Origin of the sequence: Undibacterium sp. JH2W, assembly GCF_049340425.1 — a bacterium.
Taxonomy (GTDB): Bacteria; Pseudomonadota; Gammaproteobacteria; order Burkholderiales; family Burkholderiaceae_D; genus Undibacterium.
Map to the genome: position 1 here is coordinate 185,376 of NZ_JBMPOT010000008.1, position 22,232 is coordinate 207,607.

Genomic DNA, 22,232 nt, shown 5'->3' on the forward strand with positions numbered 1-22,232 from the left:
TAGTCTGCTTATTTAGTCTGCTCATCCAGACTGCGCAAATACGCGAGTTTTTCTGCGATCTTGATTTCCAGTCCCCGTGGTACAGGGTGATACCAGGATTCATTTTCCAGGCCTTCAGGCAGATACGTTTCCCCTGCGGCGTAGGCATCTGGCTCATCATGGGCATAGCGGTACAATTTGCCATAACCCAGCTCTTTCATGAGCTTGGTCGGCGCATTGCGCAGATGTTCTGGTACTACGCGCGACTTGTCTTTGGCGATCATGGCGCGCACGGCATTATAGGCTTTATAGACTGCATTTGATTTGGCTGCACAGGCGAGATAAATCACCGCCTCAGCCAAAGCCAGTTCACCTTCGGGCGAACCCAGTCTTTCATAGGTTTCTGCCGCATCGAGGCAAATGCGCAAGGCACGTGGATCTGCCAGGCCTATATCTTCCGATGCCATGCGTACTATGCGCCTGGCCATGTAGCGTGGGTCAGCACCGCCATCAAGCATGCGTACCAGCCAGTACAGGGCCGCATCTGGGTTGGAGCCACGTACCGATTTATGCAGGGCAGAAATCTGGTCATAGAAGGCATCGCCCCCTTTGTCAAAACGGCGCAAGGCATCACCCAGACATTCTCCCAGCAAACCCTGGTCTACTGTATCAAGATGCTTGGCGACCGCCGCATGTGCAACAATGTCGAGATTATTCAGTAATTTGCGGCCATCCCCATCGGCACTGGAAACCAGGCTGGCCATGGCCTCTGGTGTCAGTATCAAACCATCCAGTTCACGCTCGCAGGCGCGCACTACCATGGCAGCCAGGTCTTCATCCGTCAGTGATTTCAATACATACACCGAGGCGCGCGACAGCAAGGCGCTATTGACTTCGAAGGAAGGGTTTTCTGTTGTCGCACCGATGAAAGTAAACAAGCCACTTTCTACATGCGGCAAAAAGGCGTCTTGCTGGCTTTTGTTGAAGCGATGAACTTCATCGACAAACAGTATGGTGCGACGATGCGAGGTAGCCTGCAAGATTTGCGCACGCTCTACCGCCTCGCGTATGTCCTTAATACCCGACAAGACTGCCGACAAGGCAATGAATTCACAATGGAAGGCGTCGGCCATCAGGCGCGCCAGCGTGGTCTTGCCTACACCAGGTGGCCCCCACAAGATCATGGAGTGTGGCTCACCTGACTGGAAAGCCACGCGCAAGGGCTTGCCCTCCCCCAGGATATGCTGCTGACCGATGACATCATCCAGCGTTGCCGGACGCATGCGCTCTGCCAGGGGAGCAGGTTTTTTGCGCGAATTGTTGTGCAGCATATTCATTAAACGCTATTACTGGCGAAATACATCTGCACCGGCAGGCACGACAAATTTGAATTCATCAGCCTTCAAGCTTGGATTTTTTTCCAGGTTTTTCAAGGTCAAGATAGAAAACTGTCCAAAATTATCCCGCAACTCCAGCGCCACAGGTACACCGTCCTTCATGCCTATGCCTATGCTTTCAAACTGCGTATCCTTGGCCTTGGGTATGGCTTCCAGCCATTCCAGGCCTTGTTTATTGCCGATTTCCTTAAAACTGAAATTTTTATCCAGATCCGCCGAACTGGCGCTACCGAACAAGATGGCAGCGGGACTGGAACCCAGGGCGCTGCCCAATGCTTTGATAGTGACCTGGTTTAAGTCTTTATCATAAATATACAGCTTGTCGCCATCTGCTTGCAAAACTTGCTCGTAAGGCTTGGTATAAGCCCAGATGAACTTGCCTGGCCGGGCAAACACAAAATTGCCAGTTGCCGTTTTGCTGATCTTGCCATCGGCTTTTTTGACTTGCTGCTGGCTAAACTCACCCTTGGCACTCTTATTATTCGTGACAAAGGATTTGAATTGCTCAACGGCAGATGCCGATGCCAGTGCCGGCATCAAGGCAAGAGCGATGACGCCTGCTGCCACTTTCGCCATCATGGTAGTTTGTTTCTTCACTGATTTATCCTGTTCTTTTGCTGTTCTTTTGCTGTTCTTTTGCTGTTTTGGCACTATTCTGTATTCCCGGCCGGGACCAGGATTTCGCGGTTACCGTTAGACTGCATGGTAGATACGACACCGCTTTGTTCCATTTGTTCCAGCAGGCGGGCAGCGCGGTTATAACCTATGCGTAAATGCCTTTGTACCAGCGAGATCGAGGCACGGCGATTCTTGAGTACGATGGCAACGGCCTGGTCATACAAAGCATCCGCTTCACCGCCTCCTGCACCTGCACTCTCACCACCAGCTTCTCCGCCCTCTTCCAGCGTGCCGCCTTCGAGTATGCCTTCGATATAATTTGGCTCGCCCTGTGCTTTCAAATATTCAACCACACGATGTACTTCTTCATCCGAGACAAAAGCACCGTGGACGCGAACAGGCAAGCCTGTCCCTGGCGGCATGTAGAGCATGTCACCCATACCCAGCAGAGCTTCTGCCCCCATCTGATCAAGGATGGTGCGTGAATCTATCTTGCTACTGACCTGGAAGGCGATACGGGTAGGGATATTCGCCTTGATCAGACCAGTAATCACGTCTACCGATGGTCTTTGCGTCGCCAATATCAGATGCAAGCCTGCAGCACGGGCTTTTTGCGCGATACGTGCAATCAGCTCTTCCACTTTTTTACCGACTACCATCATCAAGTCAGCCAATTCGTCGATGATGATGACGATAGTAGGCAGTTTTTCCAGTGGCTCTGGCGCATCTGGCGTCAGGCTGAATGGATTTGGGATATGCACTTCCTTGCGCTCGGCCTCAGCAATCTTGGCGTTATAGCCTGCCAGATTACGCACGCCGAGTTTGGACATGAGCTTGTAACGGCGTTCCATCTCTGCCACCGCCCAGTTCAGGGCGTGGCCAGCCTGGCGCATGTCAGTAACCACTGGTGCCAGCAAATGCGGTATACCTTCATAGACCGACATTTCCAGCATCTTTGGATCAATCAAGATCATACGCACATCATTCGGATCTGACTTGTACAGCAGCGACAAAATGGTCGCATTGATGCCCACGGATTTACCAGAACCGGTAGTACCCGCCACCAGCAAATGCGGCATCTTGGCCAGGTCGGCACAGATAGGAAGACCGCCAATATCCTTACCCAGCGCCACCGTCAGACTCGACGAGCTATCGTTATAGACTTTGGATCCCAAAATCTCGGTCAGGCGCACAATCTGGCGTTTGGGATTCGGTAATTCCAGGCCCATAAAATTCTTGCCGGGTATGGTCTCAACCACACGTATTGATGTCAGTGACAATGAACGCGCCAAGTCGCGTGCCAGATTAACGATCTGGCTACCTTTGACGCCAGTCGCCGGTTCGATTTCATAACGGGTAACCACAGGGCCAGGATAAGCTGCCACCACCTTGGCATCGACACCAAAGTCCGAGAGTTTTTTCTCTATCAGGCGACTGGTGAATTCCAGGGTTTGTACACTGACAGTTTCCTGCACTGGCGGTGGCTCATCCAGCAGGGATAAAGGTGGTAAATTAGTATCTGGCAATTCATTGAACAGGGATACCTGCTTTTCTTTTTCCACACGCTCTGAGCGCTGTACAGCAACTACTTGTGGCTCTATGCGTATTGGTGCGGCTTCAACGATCTTGGCTCTTTCCTGCACTACGACTTCTTCACGCTTGACAGCTGCAGTCTGGCCAGCACGCCGGTCTTCTGCATCTGCATGTTTGTTTTGCACGAAAACAAATACCCATTCTATGCCCGCACCTATGCGCTCAACAATGGTCAGCCAGGATACGTGGAAGTACAGGCTGATACCGAGGGCGATCATCAGCAATAAAGCCAGCGTTGCCCCAGTGAAGCCCAGCGCAGCAAAGCCCGCCTTGCCTATCAACTCCCCCAGCACCCCGCCCGGTCCTAATGGCAAGGCCACCTTGAGGCTGTGCAGCCGCAGATATTCCAGGCCCATGCTGCCAGCAAACAGCAAGCCAAAGCCAATATTACGCACCAGGATTTCAGAGAAACCTACATCCGCTTCAGGCTCGGGATTAAGTTTCACCCTTTGCGACAAGCTGCTATAGGAAATCCACACCTGACGACAGACAAACACACACCACCACCAGGCAGACACGCCAAAGACATAAAACAGCACATCGGATAACCAGGCGCCAAATTTGCCAGCAATATTGTGGATCCGTGGGATATCGACCGACCGAGACCATCCTGGGTCTTGTGTGGAATAACTTGCCATGATCAGTATCAGGCATATGCAAAATGCGGCCAGGGCAATCCACTTCGCCTCCATCAAAAGAACCAGGAAACGATTTGGAGGTGCAGCAGGCGGCGCAGTTTTCTTGCTTCGAGTATAAGCTTCGTTACTAGTAGTCATAAAACAGAGAGCAATCTCATCTGAACAGCCATCAAAAGCTGACAAGATAGCATGAAGCCGCGCATGCGCCAAACATGTGCGCTGTAACAGTTGCAACAGACAGGCCATAGTCCTGGAGGATGGCTGCAAGACGGCTGCTATGAGGATAGTCTATAATTTAGCCTTGTCTAAGGATAGCGATGCAAAATAAGCAAAAAGCTTGAAATTTGCATGAAAAACGCCATCTATTGCCAGCAACTCAGCTATTCATCAACTTTTTATCAGGTCTGCTATGTCCACTCCCAAACATGCTCGCGTACTAATTCTTGGCTCTGGCCCCGCAGGTTATTCCGCAGCTGTGTATGCTGCCCGCGCCAATCTGAACCCTGTGCTGATTACCGGTGTAGAGCAAGGCGGTCAACTGATGACGACAACAGACGTGGAAAACTGGCCTGCCGACCCTATGGGCGTACAAGGCCCGGAATTGATGCAGCGTTTCCTGCAACACGCTGAACGCTTCAACACTGAAATCATTTTCGATTACATCCATACTGCCAAACTGGATGAAAAACCGATACGCCTGATCGGCGACCAGGCGCAATACACTTGTGATTCCCTGATCATTGCCACCGGCGCATCCGCCCAATACCTGGGCTTGCCGTCTGAACAAGCCTTCATGGGCAAAGGTGTCTCAGCCTGTGCAACCTGCGATGGTTTCTTTTATCGCGGCAAGGAAGTGGCGGTCGTCGGTGGCGGCAATACGGCAGTGGAAGAAGCCCTGTACCTGTCGAACATCGCCAGCAAGGTCACCGTCATCCACCGTCGTGACAAGTTCCGCGCGGAGGCAATTTTGATTGACCGCCTGATGGCCAAGGTGGCCGAAGGCAAGATAGAAGTCAAATGGAACCATACCCTGGATGAAGTGGTCGGTGATGAATCCGGCGTAACAGGCATCAATGTCAAAGACGCTGACGGCACTATCACACCAGTCAGCGTACATGGCGTCTTTATTGCCATAGGCCATAAGCCAAATACCAGTATTTTTGATGGCCAGCTGGACATGCATAATGGCTATATCAAGACCCGCACAGGCACTGAGGGCATGGCTACGGCCACCAGTGTCGCTGGCGTGTTTGCTGCCGGTGACGTGCAGGATCACATCTATCGCCAGGCCATCACCAGCGCTGGCACAGGTTGCATGGCAGCCCTGGATGCGCAACGCTTCCTGGAAGAATAAGCTTAATTCAAGGATGTGAAGCATGTCGTCTTTTAAAAACCTTGCTGACCTGAAGTCACTTAGTCAGCAATTAAAGCAGCAAGAAGAAAGCCGACAGCGTGCTGAAGCAGAACGTCTGGAACGGGAAAAGAAAGCCAGGGAAGAGGCGAATATTTTTCGTTCCAGTGTAGGCAAGGTCGAAGTTTTGAAAACTGCGGTGAAGCATCACCTGGCACCCGCAAGGCTGGAACCCCTGCCCTTTCAGCATCTCGCTGATGAACAGGCTGCATTACAGGAATCTTTATCAGATGAATTTGATGCAGACTCTTTGCTGGAAACCGATGAAAACCTGAGCTATACCAGATCAGGCGTGGGCCAGGATGTCGTCAGGAAGCTTCGTAAAGGTCATTGGGTCATACAAGCCCAGCTTGACTTGCATGGCTTACGCCGCGATGAAGCCAGGGATAGCCTGGGTGAATTCCTGCGCAAATGCATGCGCAATGGCACACGTTGCGTGCGCATCATCCATGGAAAAGGTCTGGGATCTGTCAACAAGGAACCGGTACTGAAACAAAAAGTCAGGAACTGGCTGATACAGAAAGATGAAGTATTGGCATTCAGCCAGGCGACGGCTGCAGATGGCGGCGCTGGCGCCTTGATCGTATTACTGAAATCCTGATTGTGTGATCTTGGCCTGAGTCCAGACTGGACTCAGGCGCAAATTACTTAGTTACGAAACTTCTTGTCCTTAGAAATAACGGTCATATCCACATATTTAGAACCGTTATGATTCGAAGGCGAGAAGCTGATGTCAAAACCACCGACATCATAACTACTGCGATTGATGCTTTCCAATGCAGAAATCAGTTTTTCCCTGGTCAAACCAGGTCCGGCACGTTTCAAACCCTCGACAAATACTTTGGCGGCGACATAGCCTTCGAGACTGGAGAAATTCAGGTCCTTGACTCCGACCTTCTCCATGGTTTTCTGATACTCAGCCACCACAGGAATGGAAGACGACCATGGAAATGGCGTCACCTGAGAGATCACCACGCCAACACCGTCCTTATCCAGCGTATCTGCCAATGCCTGGCTACCAACAAAAGACACGTTGTAGAACATACCAGTATAGGAGGCCTTGTGCATTTCCCTGACCAGGGCACTACTGGATGCATAAGCGCTGATCTGTATGATGGCGTCCGGGCGTTTAGGTAATAATTTTGCCACGGCAGCCGATACATCCTTGCTATTTCTTTCTACGGTTGCGGTCTCCGAAATACGCAAATTTCTTTTTTTCATCGCCAGCTCTACGCCAGCCAAACCTGCCTTGCCATAGGCATCGTTTTGATAAAAAACGGCGATATTTTTAGTACCCAGATTTGCCAGGCGATCGACCAGATATTCAGTCTCATCGTTATAACTGGCGCGGATATTAAAGATTTGCTTATTGAAAGGTTCCCGCAGAGATTGCGCACCCGTATAGGGGGCAAAGAAAGGGACTTTTGCTTGCGTGAAAATAGGCAATGCTGCATTACTGGTGGCTGTGCCTACATAACCAAATAAAGCAAACACACCGTCATTTTCTATCAGGGCCTTGGTGTTAGCTGCCGCCAGATCTGCTTCATACTTGTCATCTTTTTTTATGATTTCTATCTTGCGACCATGTACACCACCTGCCGCATTCACCTGGTCAAAATAAATCTTGGCCCCGGAATTGAGTTGCAAACCCAGCTCCGCAGCAGGCCCTGTGAATGCAGCTGACTGCCCCAGTAAAATTTTTCTATCTGTGACACCGGTTTCAGCATGGACATTCGCCATCGCCATCAACACCAGTGCCACTCCTATTTTTGCTTTTGCTCTTGCTTTTGAAACACCAACAAATTCAAGTACTGCCAACTGCTTTAACTTCTTCATATTTAAACCGCATCAGGTCCCGTCTCGCCAGTGCGAATACGTATCACCTGCTCCACATTTTGTACAAAAATTTTCCCATCACCAATCTTGCCGGTGTGGGCTGCCTTGATAATTGCATCGACAACATTGTCGGCAATCTTGTCATCGACCACGACTTCTACCTTGATCTTGGGTAAAAAATCGACGACGTATTCTGCGCCACGATATAGCTCAGTATGTCCTTTTTGACGGCCAAACCCCTTGACCTCGACGACGGTCAGGCCCGTCACGCCAACATCAGCGAGTGCTTCACGCACTTCGTCGAGTTTGAATGGCTTGATGATAGCGGTAATTTGTTTCATTTCCCTCTCCTTAAATATGACGAATATTACGAATTAGTGTGAATGAATCCTTGATAGGATTGTCGCTCTGGCAGGGTATGGCAGGTAAATACCTGTCACGCCCACATCAATTGACAATCCCTTAGTCTCTGAACTTCGAAGTAATAGGATAACGCCAGTCGCGCCCAAAAGCACGGTGGGTAATCCTGATACCTATGGGCGCTTGACGCCGCTTGTATTCGTTAATTTTGATGAGGCGCGTAATACGCTCCACATCTTCTGACTGATAACCGGCTGCGACAATCTCTGCACGCGCCTTGTTTTCTTCCATATACATGGCCATGATGCCATCCAGGATGTCATAGGGCGGTAAAGAATCCTGGTCTTTTTGATCAGGTCGCAATTCAGCTGATGGCGCCCTCGTCAGTATCCGCTCGGGTATCACGGCTGACAGGGTATTGCGATAGGCACACAGGCGGTATACCAGGGTTTTGGCAATGTCCTTGATGACAGCAAAGCCTCCGGCCATGTCGCCATACAAAGTACAGTAACCAACAGCCATTTCACTCTTGTTACCTGTCGTCAAAACGATGGAGCCATATTTATTCGACAAGGCCATCAAGAGCGTGCCACGTATCCTGGCCTGGATATTTTCTTCTGTCGTATCTTCTTTCAAGCCAGCAAATTCATGACTCAGGGTAGAACGGAATGCACTGAAACAATCACTGATAGCAATTTCATCATAGCGCACACCTATCCGTGCCACCATGTCACGCGAATCCAGCCAGGATATATCCGCCGTATAAGGTGAAGGCATCATGATGGCCCTGACCTTGTCTGCGCCCAGCGCATCCACGGCAATCGCCAATACCAGGGCAGAATCAACACCACCGGACAAACCTAGCAAGACACTGGGGAAACCGTTCTTGCCCACATAGTCACGGACTCCCATGACCAGCGCCTGATATACCTCGGCTTCCAGCGATAGCACCGCCTCGATACGGGCAGACAAAGGCTGTGCACCGTCGAATTCCAGCAATTGCAAATCTGCTTCACAGTGCTTCAATTGTGCACAGATCTTGCCCTGGGTATCCATAACGAAGGAATTACCGTCAAAAATCAATTCATCCTGACCACCAACCAGGTTGGCGTACACCAAGGATAATCCTTGAGAAATGACATTGGCACGCATGACATCATAGCGTTGATGCTGTTTGCCCATATGGTAGGGTGAACCATTGGGTACCAGCAGCACTTCTGCGCCAGCCTGTTTGGCCAGCAAAGGAGCATCGGACGACCAGGTATCTTCACAGATATTGATACCGAAGTTCACGCCCTTGATAGTGAACACGCAAGCCTGATTGGCAGATGAAAAATAACGTTTTTCATCAAACACCATATCATTGGGCAAGTCGCGCTTGAAATATGTTGCCAGTACTACACCGTCTTGCACAACAGAAACAGCATTATACCTCTTTCCGTCCACTTCACTGGGATGACCGATTAAAACAGCAAGTCCGGGAAATAGCGTAAGCTGTTTCTTTAAGCTATCAAGCGCCTGTGCAGCCTCCAGATAAAACGCCTGGCGCAGCAATAAGTCTTCTGGCGGATAACCAACCAGAGATAGTTCAGGAGTGACGAGGATATCCGCGCCCTGCTCCGCTGCGCGTCGGGCATACTCTATTATCTGTGCGGCATTACCGGTAAGATCACCGACAACGCTATTCATCTGGGCAATGGCAACTTTGACTGTCATAGTGGTAAATCTGTATAAAATCGAAAATGAAATTTGAAACTCCAGCCCCGCATTATCGCATGCGTATCGTGACTTCACTGAGCGAGATAGCACCATCACTCTGGGATGGCCTGGTAGCAGATCAAGCAGACGCCAATCCTTTCTTGTCTTATGTATTCCTGAGCGCACTGGAAGAATCAGGCTCGGCGACGGCAGAAACTGGCTGGCAAAGCTGTTTTATCACCATCTGGGATGGCGATAAACTGGAAGCTGCCGTACCCCTTTACGAGAAATCGCATTCTTATGGCGAGTATGTGTTTGACTGGGCCTGGGCCAAAGCTTTCAAGCGCCACGGCTTTGATTACTACCCAAAATTACTGTCAGCTATTCCATTTACCCCCATCGCTGGCAGTCGCCTGCTGGCACGCAGGGAGGCTGCGCAAAGAGCCTTGATCGCGGCCTTGCAAGAGCTGCAGGAAGCCGGGGAGTATTCTTCTAGCCATTTACTCTTCCTGCCTGAAGCGCAAGCACGACTTTTGAATGAAGAAGGCTATCTATTGCGTAAAGGTGTGCAGTTTCACTGGAAAAACCAGGACTATCTATGCTTTGATGAATTCCTGGCGACCCTGGATAAAAAGAAGCGCAAGAACATCCGTGCAGAGCGCAGAAAAGTAGAAGAAGCAGGCATACAGTTCCAGCACGTGCGCGGCACGGACATGCTAGAAGATGATTGGCGCTTTTTCAAAAGCTGCTACGACCAGACCTATGAAGAACATCACTCCACACCCTATTTGAATCTGCAGTTCTTCTTGCGCATAGGCAGGGACATGCCAAAAAACATCCATCTCATCATTGCATTGCGTGAAGGCAATAGAATTGCAGCATCCTTGCTCATCCATGATGAGCAGCGTGTTTATGGCCGCTATTGGGGCTGCCTGGAGAGCCATCCCTGCCTGCATTTTGAAACAGCCTATTATCAATCCATAGAGTTTTGCATACAGGAAAGAATCGCTATTTTTGAAGGTGGAGCACAAGGTGAACATAAAATGGCGCGAGGTTTCCTGCCAACAACAACATGGTCTGCCCATCACCTAAGTCACCCTGAATTTTCTGATGCAGTATCCGATTTTCTTGAGCGCGAATCCCAGGATATTGAACTATATTTAAATGAGTTGCATGAACACTCGCCATACAAAATCCTGAAACACTTTGAAGTCAGCGCCACTTGAGTTTTTACCTGGATCAAGGCATCCTGTTGCCATGCAAAATAATTTTATATCCACACCCAATGCGCCAACTGCTGCATTGCCGACCAAACGCGTAGGGCGCTTTTATCTGAGCGAACGTATAGGTATGGGATCAAATGGGGCTGTGTATAGGGGACACGATCCTGTCATAGACCGCGATGTCGCCATTAAAATATTTAGTGCAGGCAACAATGCTGCCGACAAGAAACAACGCGAACAACAATTCATTAACGAAGCACGCGCTGCTGGTAGACTGTCCCACCCCAATATCGTCACCATTTTTGATGCTTCCAGTGAAGGTGGCACGGCGTTTATCGCGATGGAATTTCTGCAGGGCAAGGATTTGCGACATTTGCTTGCAGATGGCAAGCAATTCGACATCATAGAAACAACCAATCTCATACAAAAAGTGGCCGAAGCCCTGGCCTACGCACATAGCCATGGAGTGATACATCGCGATATCAAGCCTGGCAATATTTTTGTACTCCCCAATCAACAACCTAAAGTCGTGGACTTTGGCATTGCCCGTGCGCCCAATCGCGTGCTGGATGAAACCAGGGAGCAAGCCCATACCCTGTTCAATAATAATATTATGGGCACGCCCAACTATATGTCGCCAGAACAGGCAAACGGCAAACCGGTCAATGCACTGACGGATGTATATTCCCTGGGTACTGTGATGTATGAAATGCTGACGGGTCAAAAGCCGTTTCAGTCGCAGGATGTAGACAAATTATTGCAACAGATTGTAAATAAAGTAGCAAAGTACCCCTCTGAAATTCGCCCAAGCATCCCGGATTCGCTCTCCAAAATCGTCATGAAGGCGATGCAAAAAGACCCCGCAGCTCGATATGAAAGTGCCGCAGAACTGTCTTTGGCGCTGGAAAAATTCCTCGATCGCGACAAGAAATTGAAACGCAAACGTCAAAAGCAAGGGGATGATTTTAGTGGCGCAAAGGACGATGAAGACAAGCAGCCAAGCTCATGGTTAAGTTGGTTGGCAATGGCTGTCGCTGTCGTGGGCGTTGCAGCCTACCTGATGCACAGAATTTGAAGCCGTCCACTTCAGGCAACTATTACATCGGTAAAGTATTTCGCTGACAAAAACAGAAAAGGTGCAATATCAATATGATATTGCACCTTTTATCTCGAAAAGCCTGGCTTTATTACGCTTCCGCTTTTTTGAAGCTTTCTACGCCAGCCAGAATTTCTGCTCTGGCATCATCAGGGCCGCCCCAACCTTCGATCTTGACCCATTTGCCTTGCTCCAGATCTTTATAGTGCTCAAAGAAATGCTGGATTTGGCGCAGGCGCAGTTCATTCAAATCTTCCGGTTTTTGCCAGTGTGTGTAGATAGGCAAAATCTTGTCTACAGGTACGGCCAATACTTTGGCATCATTACCCGCTTCATCCGTCATCTTCAGGATGCCGATAGGACGGCAGCGCACAACGACGCCTGGGATCAACGGGAATGGCGTGATAACCAAAACGTCAACCGGGTCACCATCACCAGCCAGCGTTTGCGGTACGTAACCGTAGTTACAAGGATAATGCATGGCAGTACCCATGAAACGGTCCACAAAAATAGCGCCAGTATCTTTATCAACTTCGTATTTGATCGGGTCCCCATTCATAGGAATTTCGATAATGACGTTGAAATCATTTGGCAGATCACGACCTGCTGGTACTTTATTCAAGCTCATCTTGCACTTTCTGTATAAGTATCAATAGAAGAAATGGTTTGGCGTGATTATATAGTTTTTCAAAGCAAAATTGTGCGACGCAACAGACATCGACACAATTTAAGCTGCACTTAGATAATCAATTTCCTCAGAACCTGTTTACGATCGTAAGCAGGTTCTCATAACATGGTGGCAATTGCACACTGACGATAATGGCTGGCAGCTTCTTCGGCTTGCCCCAGCGCTTCATGCAATTGCGCCAGCTTCAAATTGGCTTCGCGCACGGTGCGCGGTTCCACTGCATCTGACAAGGCTTGTTCCATATGTCTTTGTGCCTTACCCCATAGTTTTTGGCGCAAGCATAGTGTACCAAGCGTCAAGGCTAACTCAGGGTCAGTGGGGTGCTGCTCTGACCATTTTTCACAATGTTCAATTTGTGACAACAAGGCGGCAGAGCCTTCCGATGCCGCAGCATCACGATAGGCACGCATGAGGCGCTCATCCCAATCTTCCATCAAGGCTTTTTCAACAACACCACGGGCATCATCAAACAAGCCATGTGAATTGAAAGCAGAAGCTGCAGTAAAAGCAACGAAGGCGGATTTGCGATCAGCTTGTGGAATTTCATACCAGACCCTGCGTATGGATTCAGCATCATGCCCCTGGTTTTTCAGCAAATCTTCATAAGCCAGCTCACGCAAGCGTTGCGACAACGCCGGATGCAATGCGCGATGTTTGTCCAGGGTGCGCACCAGCTTCAGCACCTCTTGCCATTTATGGGCTTGCTGATTGGCTTTCAGGGCCCAGCGCAAGACCTGGATATGGCGCGTGCCATTGGCATTCAGTTCACGTACTGCTTCCAGTGCCTTGCCATGCTGGTGCTGATCTACCAGCAACTCTGTCATACTGACCAGACGGGCCACCTTGTAAGTATTATCTTGCTCTAGGCCAGCAAACCAGGAGTCACGGCGTTCAAACTGACTCATATGATGGGCGGCACGCGCACCTATCAATGAAGCGATGCCGGCATTGTCCGGCAATTCTGTGGCACGCATGGCCGCCTTCTCAGCGTGACCAAAACGTCCCTCAAACAAGGCCTTCAATGCTTCACGCAAAGCCTTGTTACTGTCTTTTTCACGTTTGCTCTGACGGTACAGGGCAACCTTGCGCGGCATTTTCCTGGTGGTGACAATGGCACGTATCACCAGATAAATCAGTACAAAAACGACGAGCAACAGGAACAGGAAGAAATTCAGGGACAAGTCTATCCGGTAAGGTGGAAAGAACAAGACCACGTTCCCGGGGTTATAACGGGCGCCCACGGCAAGGCCAACGGCAAGCGCAAATAAAATCAGAAGCCGGATAAAGATACGCATACGTTTATGGCTTCACTTTATAGTTACGCACGGCATTCAGGCTCTCCGCCAGCGTCGGCATTTCTATCGACAAATTACTACCCTGAACCTGGCGCAACAAGGCTTGCACAGTCTGCGTCTGCTTGGCGCGCGTATCAAAATATTTTGCGATGGCATCCTGGGCAGCGATCATATCGCTCCTGAAGATGCTTTCATTTCTGGATAACAGTGCCAGCCTGGCATTAAGAAGGCGCAGTTTCAGGTTTTCACGGGCGAAATAGGATTGCGATGGCGTCAACAACAAGACATCGGGTGTTTCCACATTCCTGACGCGTATCAACTGTTTGACTTCATTCCACATTTCACTGGAAAAACTCTGCCAGCCGTCTTGCAGGCGCATACTCCAGGTGCTCTCTTCTATCTCTTCTGCCGCTTTCTTTTCAGCCTTGGCGTTGAGAGCAGACTTGGGCAATACACGTAAAGGGGCTTTGGGTGGCGTCGCTGACACTACTGATTTTTCATCAGCCCATAAAGGTATGTGATCGATCTGGGTGATGACGCTATCGAGGCGCAGGGCCACGCCTGGCAAATCCAGTGCAGGTAGAGACTTCAGTCTTTCTATGTCCTTGGCAATGGCACGGCGTATAGAAATAAACTGTGGCTTATCTGACTTGGCCAGGCGACCATCGGCATTTTGCAGGGCGATCAAAGCCCCCTGCACATTACCCGCCAGTTGCAATTGCTGGCTGGCAGTCGCCAATACCTGTTCAATTTCGGCCAATGCCCAGTCATCACGATTCTTGGACAAGTCCTGATACAACTGCTCCAGAGCCAGTTGCTGGCTTTGTGCTTCAGATTGCTTGCCTTCGAGCAGGATGACCTTGGACTGGATTTCCTTGGCAGTCTCTTGCACATTGCGCGCCAACACCTTGGTTTCACTGCTATTGGTGTCTGCCGTTTGCAGCCTCTTGGCGACTTCTTCTCGCAGACCACTGATCTGGTTTTGGGATGACCACCAGCTCGCTGCCAATAAAACTGCCAGCACGCCAGAAACCAGATAGGCGGGATGATTCCAGCCTGGCTCTTTTGCCAGCTCGGCAGGCAAAGTGGGGGCTGGCTGTCGCGCCGTGGCATCGACAGGGCTTGCCGTTATGACGGCTTCGGGATTTGATTGCTGTTCACTCATAGACGAGATTGTAACGCGACAAGCAGTTGTTCGTCGCCAGAAGCTGTTAAGGTTATGGATAGAAACCCCAGAGACTTTGCGGTTTCTTCGATACGGCTATGTGGCACCAACAAATGTTGTCGTTGCATTTTTGCCACGCCGTCAAGTAAATTCAATTCTGCCACATAGTCACACAAATTGCGCAAAGCTTCAGAACTGGTGATGATCCAGTCATTCTCATTGTCAAGAAGTTGTGCCAAATACTCTTTATTTTCATCATTCAAAACAGGCCTGACTCTGCGGTAAGCGGCTACCTGCACCACTTCTATGTCATGTGCACGCAGGACGTCGGCCAGTAATTCCCTGCCAGATTCACCACGTACGATCAGCACTTTCCGGCCACGCAAGGCATCCAGGTCAAGTTCGGCAAGCAGAGTCTCAGAATCCGTCTTGCGCAAATTGCGGGGGCGTAAAACCGTCGCAGTCTGGTCATTGACACCATATTCTGCCAGTTTTGCCCGACTGCCCTCGCCCATGACGGCAAACGTCAGCGCTGATGGCAAGCTGTTCAGGTGGCGAAAAAAAGCATCAATCGCATTCGGGCTGACAAAAGCGATCAAGGCATAGTCTGGTAAATGTCCCAATTGTGAAATCAGGGCAGTATTGTCTTCCAGCGCCTCGATTTCCAGCAAAGGAAAATGCGCTACAACACCTCCCATTGCCTGTACTTGCAGGGCAAAATTCTGTGTTTGTGCGATTGGACGTGTCAATACGACTTGTTTGACCTGTTGGTTCTGCATGCCTGGGCTGTTCTGAGCTATATCGTCACTCTGTAATCTGGGCTTTGCAAACAGCCAGTATGGCTTCAGCATCCTGCGCAGACAAGGCTTGCGCCAGCTTCAATCCCAGCTCTTGTGGCTGCTCTGCAGCCCCTGTCACTTCTGCTCTGGCAATGCGTGCACCATCCGGTGTTGCCACCATGGCCCTGATCTGCATTTGCCCCTGGCTGACCGTGGCAAATGCCGCCAGCGGGATTTGGCAACTGCCGCCAAAAGCTTTGGACACGGTACGCTCGGCTGTCACGGCCTGTGCCGTCTCAGTATGATTCAAGGCAGCCAGCATGGCTTGCAACTCTGGTCTGTTATCTGGTATTTCTATCGCCATTGCGCCCTGCCCTGCGGCTGGCAGACTTTCCTCAGGGTCCAGGCAGGCACGTATGCGCTCGGGCACTCCCAAGCGCTTAAGGCCGGCTGCCGCCAGGATGATGGCAGCATATTCGCCATTATCGAGTTTGCGCAAACGGGTATCCAGATTACCGCGTAGGGGCCGTATCACCAGATGCGGGTAACGTGCAGAAATCAGGGCCTGGCGACGCAGGCTGCTGGTGCCGACGACAGCACCTGCAGGCAAATCGTCCAGTCCGGCATAGTCGTTGGAAACAAAGGCATCGCGGGGATCTTCTCGTTCCAGTATGGCAGCCAGCATGAAACCTTCAGGCAAATCCATGGGCACATCTTTGAGCGAATGCACAGCCAGATCAGCCCGTCTTTCTGCCATGGCGACTTCAAGTTCCTTGACGAACAGGCCTTTGCCACCAACCTTAGAGAGTGCGCGATCGAGTATCTGGTCGCCACGGGTCGTCATACCCAGGATCTCTATCTGCCAATCAGGATACAGTGCGGCCAGGCGGTCGCGCACATGTTCTGCCTGCCACATTGCCAAACGACTTTCACGTGAAGCAATAATCAATTTTTTAGAACTTGAAGATGTCAAAATAAGGCTACTTTCAACTATAAGGGCTATATGTAAAACCGAACCGCGATTTTATCATTGCAGTAAATAACTTTCTAAGCAATTCAGATGACAAGATGATAGTTTTCAGTGAATTAAATGAAATGCAGAGGCAGATTGAGGATAGAAACACGTCAAATCTGGTCAAACTTGACACAGCCAGCCTGAAAACGGCATCATAGCCATAGAACACGCCTTGATATACGTCATGCCGCTCATGATTCAGCGGCTTTTTTTACGTATACTCTAAGCCATTAGCAATTTCACCGCATTACCCAACTGGATTTAGCATGCTCCCTGGTACCGAAGATAAAAAACACCTGATACTGACTGGCGACCGCACCACTGGCCCCCTGCACCTGGGCCACTTTGTTGGCAGCCTGCGCAACCGCGTCAAATTCCAGAACCAGTATGAGCAATACATCATGCTGGCTGACGCCCAAGCATTGACTGACAATATGGAAAATCCGGCTAAGGTACATGACAATGTTATGGAAGTGGCACTGGATTATCTGGCAGCAGGCATAGACCCCGCCAAATCAACCATCTTGATACAGTCGCAAATCCCTGAATTGACGGAATTGACTTTCTACTACCTCAACCTGGTTACGGTAGCCCGCCTGGAGCGTAATCCGACGATTAAACAAGAAATCGTCTTGCGCAATTTTGAGCGTGATATTCCAGCTGGTTTTTTCACTTACCCAGTCAGCCAGGCAGCAGATATCAGTGCCTTCAAAGCCACCCTGGTACCGGTTGGTGAAGACCAGATACCTATGATAGAACAGACCAATGAAATCGTGCGTCGTTTCAACCGTCTGGCAAATAAAGATATTCTGGTGGAATGTCAGGCCCTGGTGCCAGAAATTGGCCGTCTGCCTGGTGTGGATGGCAAAGCCAAGATGAGCAAATCTTTGGGCAATGTCATCAACCTGGGCTTTACACCTGCTGAAATCAAGGCCGCTGTACGCAATGTGTATACCGATCCACTGCATCTGCGCGTGGCTGACCCTGGTCATCTGGAAGGCAATGTGGCCTTTATCTACCTCGACGCATTCGATGAAGATAAAGTCGGCCTGCAAGAAATGAAAGACCATTACGTCCGTGGCGGCCTGGGTGACAGCATCGTCAAAGCTCGTCTGGAAGGCATCTTGCAAGATTTGTTAAAACCGATACGTGAACGCCGCGAAGAATTTGCCAAAGATCGCGGTCAGGTCTTGCAAATACTCAAGGACGGTACGCGCAAGGCACGCGAGATCGCTGCGCAAACCACTGACGAAGTCAGGGCAGCATTAGGTTTGAAACACTTTTAATCTAAGATCGTCAACAAGTTCCAAGGGGTACAAATCCCTCGGTCTACTTCGATCACTATTGGGCATACTCATGAGCGCAACTGATTTTCATCTGACACTCAGTTCCGCTCGCGCCCTGCATCTGGCGGCTCAAGATCTGCTACAGCCGCCGCCCCGCAAAACTGGCAAACAAGACGTATTGGCATGCATACGCAATATGTCAGCCCTGCAGATCGACACCATCAATGTGGTTGCCCGCAGCCCTTACCTGGTGCTATGGAGTCGACTTGGTCATTATGAACATGCCTGGCTCAATGAGTTACTGGAAGAAGGCCATTTATTTGAATACTGGTCGCACGAAGCCTGTTTCCTGCCTATAGAAGATTATGGCTTGTATCGCCATCAAATGGTGTCACCACAAGGTCTGGGCTGGAAATACAATCATAAGTGGCTGCAAGAAAATGCAGGCCAGGTGGAAGCCATCAGACAACACATACGCAACAAGGGTGCCAGCCGTTCGGCTGACTTTGAACGCACCGATGGCAAGAGTGGTGGCTGGTGGGAGTGGAAGCCGGAAAAACGCTCGCTGGAAGTCTTGTTCACAACTGGCGAAGTGATGGTGGCCAAGCGCCATAATTTCCAGCGCATCTATGATTTGCGTGAACGTGTGCATCCAAAATGGAATGATAAAAAACATTTACGCTCACCTGTAGAATGCGAACGCACACAGGTCTTGCAAGCAGTGCGCGCATTGGGCATTTGCAAAGCCAGCTGGATGGCTGATTATTTTCGCATGGGTAAATTCGATGTAAAAAACCAGCCCGCACAATTGGTCAAAGAAGGCTTGCTGATCCCTGTGCAAATAGAAAATCAGGAACAGCTTTTCTACGTCCATCCAGATCGCATCGCCACATTGCAACAAGCACAGGATAATCAACTCAAGGCAACTGCCACCCGCATACTTTCTCCTTTTGATCCTGTTGTTTGGGATAGAAAACGTGCCATAGAGTTATTTAACTTTGATTACAAACTCGAATGCTATACACCCGCTCCGAAACGGCGTTATGGCTATTTCACCTTGCCTATATTACGCAGGGGTGCACTGATAGGCCGCATGGATGCCAAAGCGCATCGCAAGGATGGGGTGTTTGAAATCAAGAGCCTGCATCTGGAAGCCGGCGTACGTATCTCACAGGCACTAGCCACTGATCTGGGTAAAACCCTGCGCGAATTTGCCAGTTGGCATGAGTGTGCAGACATACAGTTGCAGCAAAGCAGCGCAAAAGAATTAGCGCAACTTCTCTCTGCGGAATTTTGAGCCAGACCCGGCGCTTCACAAAAAAACCTGAGACCGAACAGTGAGTACATTGCCACTTTATTGTGCATTTTCTTTGATTCTGCTTGTTTGAAATCAAAGCTGGTGTAACAATTCAAGTGCACTATGTAGCGCATTCTCGCTCAAAGGGTTCTCAAATGTATAAGCGCATATTGTTACCAACGGACGGTTCCGAACTATCGCACGCCTGTGTTGCTGCAGGCCTGGAATTTGCACAGCAGTTACAGGCAGAAGTCATTGCTGTCTATGTCGCAGGCAATTATCAATACCCCTTATATGTAGACATATTACCCCCCAATGGGCCAACCGAAGAAGAATACCAGGCAGCCATGCAAACCATGGCTGAAACTTACCTGCAACCAGCCAGGGAAGCAGCCGCAGCGGCGGGCCTGTCCTATAGACAGGTCATACAGTTCAATGATTCGACTGCCAGGGAAATCGTTCACACTGCACAGGAATATGCCTGCGACCTGATTTTCATGGGCTCGCATGGCAGAAGCGGCCTGGGGCAATTCATCCTTGGCAGTGTCACGACCAAGGTGTTATCACTGTGCCTGATACCTGTATTGGTACACAGGATCAAACATCACTGAGTCAGACTTAGGTCACATACAGCATCAGGCTACAGTACAATAGTGAAAATCCTTGCTCTGGCACAAGTATGCACCAGATGCGCCACTGAACATCTATTGTAGCCATAACACCTCTATGACCCGTATTTTGATCGCCGACGACCACACCATCATGCGTGAAGGACTAAAACGCATACTCGATGGCATAGAAGACATACAGGTAGTTGCCGAAGCAATTGATGGCTTTGACACACTGGAAAAAGTACGCAACACTGAATTTGATGTCTTGCTGATGGACTTGTCCATGCCAGGGCGTAGCGGCGTGGATTTGATACGCCAGATCAAGGATGAATTTCCTAAACTGCCCATTCTGATACTGACCATGCATGAAGAAGAGCAATATGCCGTACGCGCCATACGCGCCGGGGCACGCGGCTACCTGACCAAGGAAAGCGCTGGCACACAACTCGTCACCGCCTTACGCAAAGTGGCATCCGGACGCCCCTACATTAGCATAGAGGTAGCAGAACAACTGGCCATGAGTGCCATGCCAGCAGATGATAGTCAACCGCATACCAGCTTGTCTGACCGTGAATTCGAAGTATTCACCCATCTGGTCAAGGGCAAGTCCATCACAGAAATCGGTGAACTTTTGCATCTGAGCGTAAAGACGGTAAGCACGCACAAGACCCGCATCATGCAAAAAATGAATATGAGTAACTTGTCTGATCTGGTGCAGTACGCAGTTGCCCATCATCTCTTGCAACCTCAATCCTGAACTTCCACAATCCGCTTCCCCCCATCTCTCTCACCTGATCAAGCACCCTGCTTTTTCAGGTTGTCATCCGGGCCTAAGAATATTCCTACAGGCACCGCGCCAAATCTGACAGTTCAAATCAGCATCTCCTGATGTAAATCAAAGCCTGTGCTCATCATAATAGAGGCTAAGCAAACAAACCAACAGCAAGCCACGTCATGAACCTGTATATCGTTGAGGACTCAATCCTGATTCAAAATCGTCTGATACGGTTCGTTGAAGAAGTGCCTGGCATGCATGTACTTGGCGTCGCAAGCGACATGGGCAGTGCCTATCAAGCGCTGATAGGCAATGATGCAGATGCGCTGATACTGGACATCCAGCTTGCCGATGGCAATGGTTTGCAGCTATTAAAGAATATCAAACAAAGCAAGCCAGGCATCAAAGTAGTAGTTCTGACAAATCACGCAACTGAAGATAACCGCGTACACGCCCTACGTGCAGGCGCAGATGGATTCCTGGACAAGTCCACCGATTTTGCGCTGTTGCAAGAGTATCTGCTGCGCTGGCAGCAACCAAATTCAAATCATCAAGTTAATTAATGTCGCCTACCTTTTTTGGGGAAATATCATGACTACAGCAGCATTCACCACCAGCAGTCTTTCAGCCAGCAGCAAAAATGCCTTCCCTGCCATTTCCAATGAAGCTGGCTGGCGCTGCCATGGCAATCTCTGGTCAGATCTGCGTGAAGTGTGTGAACTCCTGCGCATACCCACTCCCGCCGCTTCCGCGACAGAAGAAGTGCTGTTCCAGCATGTGCGCTACAAAGCTGGTCAAAGAATCCATACGATAGGGCAAGACTTTGAAACCCTCTACATCGTCAATTCCGGCTTCCTGAAAACCGTATTGATTGATGAATATGGCAATGAACAGGTATTAAGCTTTCCCATGAAAGGAGATCTGCTGGGTATAGATGGCATACACAATCAACATCATGCATCTGAAGCAGTAGCCCTGTCTGATTGCGATATCATTCTGCTGCCTTACAAGACATTTTCTGCACTGGGCCGCACTTATGCAGAACTGGAACAAGCCATGTTCAGCGTCATGAGCCGCGAGCTGGTGCGTGAGCAGATCATGATAGGCATGCTGAGCGCTCTCAGTGCCGAAGCCAAGGTAGCACGCTTTCTGACGACCTTGGGCGAGCGTTTCAGCCTGCTTGGTTATTCTGGCAAATCTTTTAATTTGCGCATGACGCGCCACGAGATAGGCAGCTACCTGGGCTTGACGCTGGAAACAGTCAGCCGCACCCTGTCTGCCTTCAATGAAATGGGTTTGATCAGTGTGGATCAGCGTCAAATCGCCCTGCTTGATATCAGCGCACTGAAAACCCTGCGCCGCTTGCCGCCTGCCAAGGCACGTAGCAAAGTCAGCGAAAAAGTATCCGCCTTAGTTGGTAAAAATTTATTACCACAATGGAGCAAAGAAGTTGCTGTTGCTTTAAATTAGTG

21 protein-coding genes are annotated in these 22,232 nt (G+C 49.9%); 10 read left to right on the forward strand and 11 right to left on the reverse strand.

Annotation, left to right across the window (positions count from 1 at the left end; all coding sequences use genetic code 11):
• Nucleotides 1–8: 8 nt before the first annotated feature.
• The 3 genes from ACO0LC_RS13785 to ACO0LC_RS13795 are packed head-to-tail and all read right to left on the reverse strand — an operon-like array spanning nt 9 to nt 4,363.
• Entirely contained in the window at nt 9–1,310 is a 1,302-nt protein-coding gene (locus tag ACO0LC_RS13785) for a replication-associated recombination protein A (protein ID WP_423003959.1), read from the reverse strand.
• Nucleotides 1,311–1,325: 15 nt separating this feature from the next.
• The gene (gene lolA / locus ACO0LC_RS13790; RefSeq protein ID WP_423003961.1) at nt 1,326–1,973 is read right to left on the reverse strand and encodes an outer membrane lipoprotein chaperone LolA; all 648 of its coding nucleotides are present in this window, start codon (nt 1,971–1,973) and stop codon (nt 1,326–1,328) included.
• A gap of 53 nt (nt 1,974–2,026) precedes the next feature.
• Nucleotides 2,027–4,363: a DNA translocase FtsK gene (locus ACO0LC_RS13795; protein WP_423003963.1), complete on the reverse strand. Its 2,337-nt coding sequence runs from the start codon at nt 4,361–4,363 to the stop codon at nt 2,027–2,029.
• Between the two features lie 271 nt (nt 4,364–4,634).
• Here ACO0LC_RS13795 and trxB point away from each other — a divergent pair, with 271 nt between their 5' ends.
• Both trxB and ACO0LC_RS13805 read left to right on the forward strand, forming a co-directional pair.
• Nucleotides 4,635–5,579: a thioredoxin-disulfide reductase gene (gene trxB / locus ACO0LC_RS13800; RefSeq protein ID WP_423003965.1), complete on the forward strand. Its 945-nt coding sequence runs from the start codon at nt 4,635–4,637 to the stop codon at nt 5,577–5,579.
• Nucleotides 5,580–5,601: 22 nt separating this feature from the next.
• Complete coding sequence (locus ACO0LC_RS13805) at nt 5,602–6,237, forward strand: Smr/MutS family protein (protein WP_423003967.1); 636 nt, start codon at nt 5,602–5,604, stop codon at nt 6,235–6,237.
• 47 nt (nt 6,238–6,284) lie between these two features.
• On the opposite strand, the gene ACO0LC_RS13810 is transcribed toward ACO0LC_RS13805, so the two are convergent.
• From ACO0LC_RS13810 to ACO0LC_RS13820, 3 genes are all read right to left on the reverse strand, one after another.
• Nucleotides 6,285–7,472: an ABC transporter substrate-binding protein gene (locus tag ACO0LC_RS13810; RefSeq protein ID WP_423003969.1), complete on the reverse strand. Its 1,188-nt coding sequence runs from the start codon at nt 7,470–7,472 to the stop codon at nt 6,285–6,287.
• Nucleotides 7,473–7,474: 2 nt separating this feature from the next.
• Nucleotides 7,475–7,813 (reverse strand): P-II family nitrogen regulator, encoded by a 339-nt coding sequence (locus tag ACO0LC_RS13815; RefSeq protein WP_110253085.1) that lies wholly within the window; start codon nt 7,811–7,813, stop codon nt 7,475–7,477.
• A 121-nt stretch (nt 7,814–7,934) separates the two neighbouring features.
• A complete protein-coding gene (locus tag ACO0LC_RS13820; RefSeq protein ID WP_423003971.1) occupies nt 7,935–9,548 on the reverse strand; it encodes an NAD+ synthase in 1,614 nt (537 codons plus the stop codon).
• Nucleotides 9,549–9,574: 26 nt separating this feature from the next.
• On the opposite strand from ACO0LC_RS13820, the gene ACO0LC_RS13825 reads away from it, so the two are divergent.
• Together ACO0LC_RS13825 and ACO0LC_RS13830 are read left to right on the forward strand one after the other, a co-directional pair.
• Nucleotides 9,575–10,756, forward strand: a complete 1,182-nt coding sequence (locus ACO0LC_RS13825) for a GNAT family N-acetyltransferase (RefSeq protein WP_423003973.1) — start codon at nt 9,575–9,577, stop codon at nt 10,754–10,756.
• A 31-nt stretch (nt 10,757–10,787) separates the two neighbouring features.
• Nucleotides 10,788–11,828: a serine/threonine protein kinase gene (locus ACO0LC_RS13830; protein ID WP_423003975.1), complete on the forward strand. Its 1,041-nt coding sequence runs from the start codon at nt 10,788–10,790 to the stop codon at nt 11,826–11,828.
• A gap of 112 nt (nt 11,829–11,940) precedes the next feature.
• Here ACO0LC_RS13830 and ppa read toward each other — a convergent pair whose 3' ends face one another.
• The 5 genes from ppa to hemC form a co-directional block, all read right to left on the reverse strand.
• Nucleotides 11,941–12,477, reverse strand: a complete 537-nt coding sequence (gene ppa / locus ACO0LC_RS13835; RefSeq protein ID WP_423003977.1) for an inorganic diphosphatase — start codon at nt 12,475–12,477, stop codon at nt 11,941–11,943.
• Between the two features lie 158 nt (nt 12,478–12,635).
• The gene (locus ACO0LC_RS13840) at nt 12,636–13,832 is read right to left on the reverse strand and encodes a heme biosynthesis HemY N-terminal domain-containing protein (RefSeq protein ID WP_423003979.1); all 1,197 of its coding nucleotides are present in this window, start codon (nt 13,830–13,832) and stop codon (nt 12,636–12,638) included.
• A gap of 4 nt (nt 13,833–13,836) precedes the next feature.
• Nucleotides 13,837–14,997, reverse strand: coding sequence for a uroporphyrinogen-III C-methyltransferase (locus ACO0LC_RS13845; protein WP_423003981.1), 1,161 nt, complete (start codon nt 14,995–14,997; stop codon nt 13,837–13,839).
• Nucleotides 14,994–15,776 carry a uroporphyrinogen-III synthase gene (locus ACO0LC_RS13850; protein ID WP_423003983.1) on the reverse strand — a complete coding sequence of 261 codons (783 nt, stop codon included), beginning with the start codon at nt 15,774–15,776 and terminating at the stop codon, nt 14,994–14,996. Before ACO0LC_RS13850 ends, ACO0LC_RS13845 begins: the two co-directional genes overlap by 4 nt.
• 25 nt (nt 15,777–15,801) lie before the next feature.
• A complete protein-coding gene (gene hemC / locus ACO0LC_RS13855) occupies nt 15,802–16,749 on the reverse strand; it encodes a hydroxymethylbilane synthase (protein WP_423003985.1) in 948 nt (315 codons plus the stop codon).
• Nucleotides 16,750–17,057: 308 nt separating this feature from the next.
• Between hemC and trpS the strand changes: the two genes are divergently transcribed.
• From trpS to ACO0LC_RS13885, 6 genes are all read left to right on the forward strand, one after another.
• A complete protein-coding gene (gene trpS / locus ACO0LC_RS13860; protein ID WP_423003987.1) occupies nt 17,058–18,077 on the forward strand; it encodes a tryptophan--tRNA ligase in 1,020 nt (339 codons plus the stop codon).
• Nucleotides 18,078–18,147: 70 nt separating this feature from the next.
• A complete protein-coding gene (locus ACO0LC_RS13865) occupies nt 18,148–19,374 on the forward strand; it encodes a winged helix-turn-helix domain-containing protein (protein ID WP_423003989.1) in 1,227 nt (408 codons plus the stop codon).
• Between the two features lie 155 nt (nt 19,375–19,529).
• On the forward strand, nt 19,530–19,985 hold the full coding sequence (locus ACO0LC_RS13870) for a universal stress protein (protein WP_423003991.1): 456 nt from the start codon (nt 19,530–19,532) through the stop codon (nt 19,983–19,985).
• 115 nt (nt 19,986–20,100) lie between these two features.
• Nucleotides 20,101–20,742 carry a response regulator gene (locus ACO0LC_RS13875; RefSeq protein ID WP_423003993.1) on the forward strand — a complete coding sequence of 214 codons (642 nt, stop codon included), beginning with the start codon at nt 20,101–20,103 and terminating at the stop codon, nt 20,740–20,742.
• 197 nt (nt 20,743–20,939) lie between these two features.
• Nucleotides 20,940–21,323: a response regulator gene (locus ACO0LC_RS13880; protein ID WP_423003995.1), complete on the forward strand. Its 384-nt coding sequence runs from the start codon at nt 20,940–20,942 to the stop codon at nt 21,321–21,323.
• Nucleotides 21,324–21,351: 28 nt separating this feature from the next.
• Nucleotides 21,352–22,230 (forward strand): helix-turn-helix domain-containing protein, encoded by an 879-nt coding sequence (locus ACO0LC_RS13885; RefSeq protein WP_423003997.1) that lies wholly within the window; start codon nt 21,352–21,354, stop codon nt 22,228–22,230.
• Nucleotides 22,231–22,232 lie beyond the last annotated feature (2 nt).

Bases quoted from the DNA above. Each gene is read 5' to 3' on its own strand.
- ACO0LC_RS13805 (WP_423003967.1), top strand. From the start codon at position 5,602: ATGTCGTCTTTTAAAAACCTTGCTGACCTGAAGTCACTTAGTCAGCAA.
- ACO0LC_RS13785 (WP_423003959.1), bottom strand. From the start codon at position 1,310: ATGCTGCACAACAATTCGCGCAAAAAACCTGCTCCCCTGGCAGAGCGC.
- ACO0LC_RS13880 (WP_423003995.1), top strand. From the start codon at position 20,940: ATGAACCTGTATATCGTTGAGGACTCAATCCTGATTCAAAATCGTCTG.
- ACO0LC_RS13830 (WP_423003975.1), top strand. From the start codon at position 10,788: ATGCAAAATAATTTTATATCCACACCCAATGCGCCAACTGCTGCATTG.
- ACO0LC_RS13870 (WP_423003991.1), top strand. From the start codon at position 19,530: ATGTATAAGCGCATATTGTTACCAACGGACGGTTCCGAACTATCGCAC.
- trpS (WP_423003987.1), top strand. From the start codon at position 17,058: ATGCTCCCTGGTACCGAAGATAAAAAACACCTGATACTGACTGGCGAC.
- ACO0LC_RS13825 (WP_423003973.1), top strand. From the start codon at position 9,575: ATGAAATTTGAAACTCCAGCCCCGCATTATCGCATGCGTATCGTGACT.
- ACO0LC_RS13875 (WP_423003993.1), top strand. From the start codon at position 20,101: ATGACCCGTATTTTGATCGCCGACGACCACACCATCATGCGTGAAGGA.
- ACO0LC_RS13815 (WP_110253085.1), bottom strand. From the start codon at position 7,813: ATGAAACAAATTACCGCTATCATCAAGCCATTCAAACTCGACGAAGTG.
- ACO0LC_RS13795 (WP_423003963.1), bottom strand. From the start codon at position 4,363: ATGACTACTAGTAACGAAGCTTATACTCGAAGCAAGAAAACTGCGCCG.
- ACO0LC_RS13850 (WP_423003983.1), bottom strand. From the start codon at position 15,776: ATGCAGAACCAACAGGTCAAACAAGTCGTATTGACACGTCCAATCGCA.
- ppa (WP_423003977.1), bottom strand. From the start codon at position 12,477: ATGAGCTTGAATAAAGTACCAGCAGGTCGTGATCTGCCAAATGATTTC.
- trxB (WP_423003965.1), top strand. From the start codon at position 4,635: ATGTCCACTCCCAAACATGCTCGCGTACTAATTCTTGGCTCTGGCCCC.
- ACO0LC_RS13810 (WP_423003969.1), bottom strand. From the start codon at position 7,472: ATGAAGAAGTTAAAGCAGTTGGCAGTACTTGAATTTGTTGGTGTTTCA.
- ACO0LC_RS13820 (WP_423003971.1), bottom strand. From the start codon at position 9,548: ATGACAGTCAAAGTTGCCATTGCCCAGATGAATAGCGTTGTCGGTGAT.
- ACO0LC_RS13840 (WP_423003979.1), bottom strand. From the start codon at position 13,832: ATGCGTATCTTTATCCGGCTTCTGATTTTATTTGCGCTTGCCGTTGGC.
- ACO0LC_RS13885 (WP_423003997.1), top strand. From the start codon at position 21,352: ATGACTACAGCAGCATTCACCACCAGCAGTCTTTCAGCCAGCAGCAAA.
- ACO0LC_RS13845 (WP_423003981.1), bottom strand. From the start codon at position 14,997: ATGAGTGAACAGCAATCAAATCCCGAAGCCGTCATAACGGCAAGCCCT.
- ACO0LC_RS13865 (WP_423003989.1), top strand. From the start codon at position 18,148: ATGAGCGCAACTGATTTTCATCTGACACTCAGTTCCGCTCGCGCCCTG.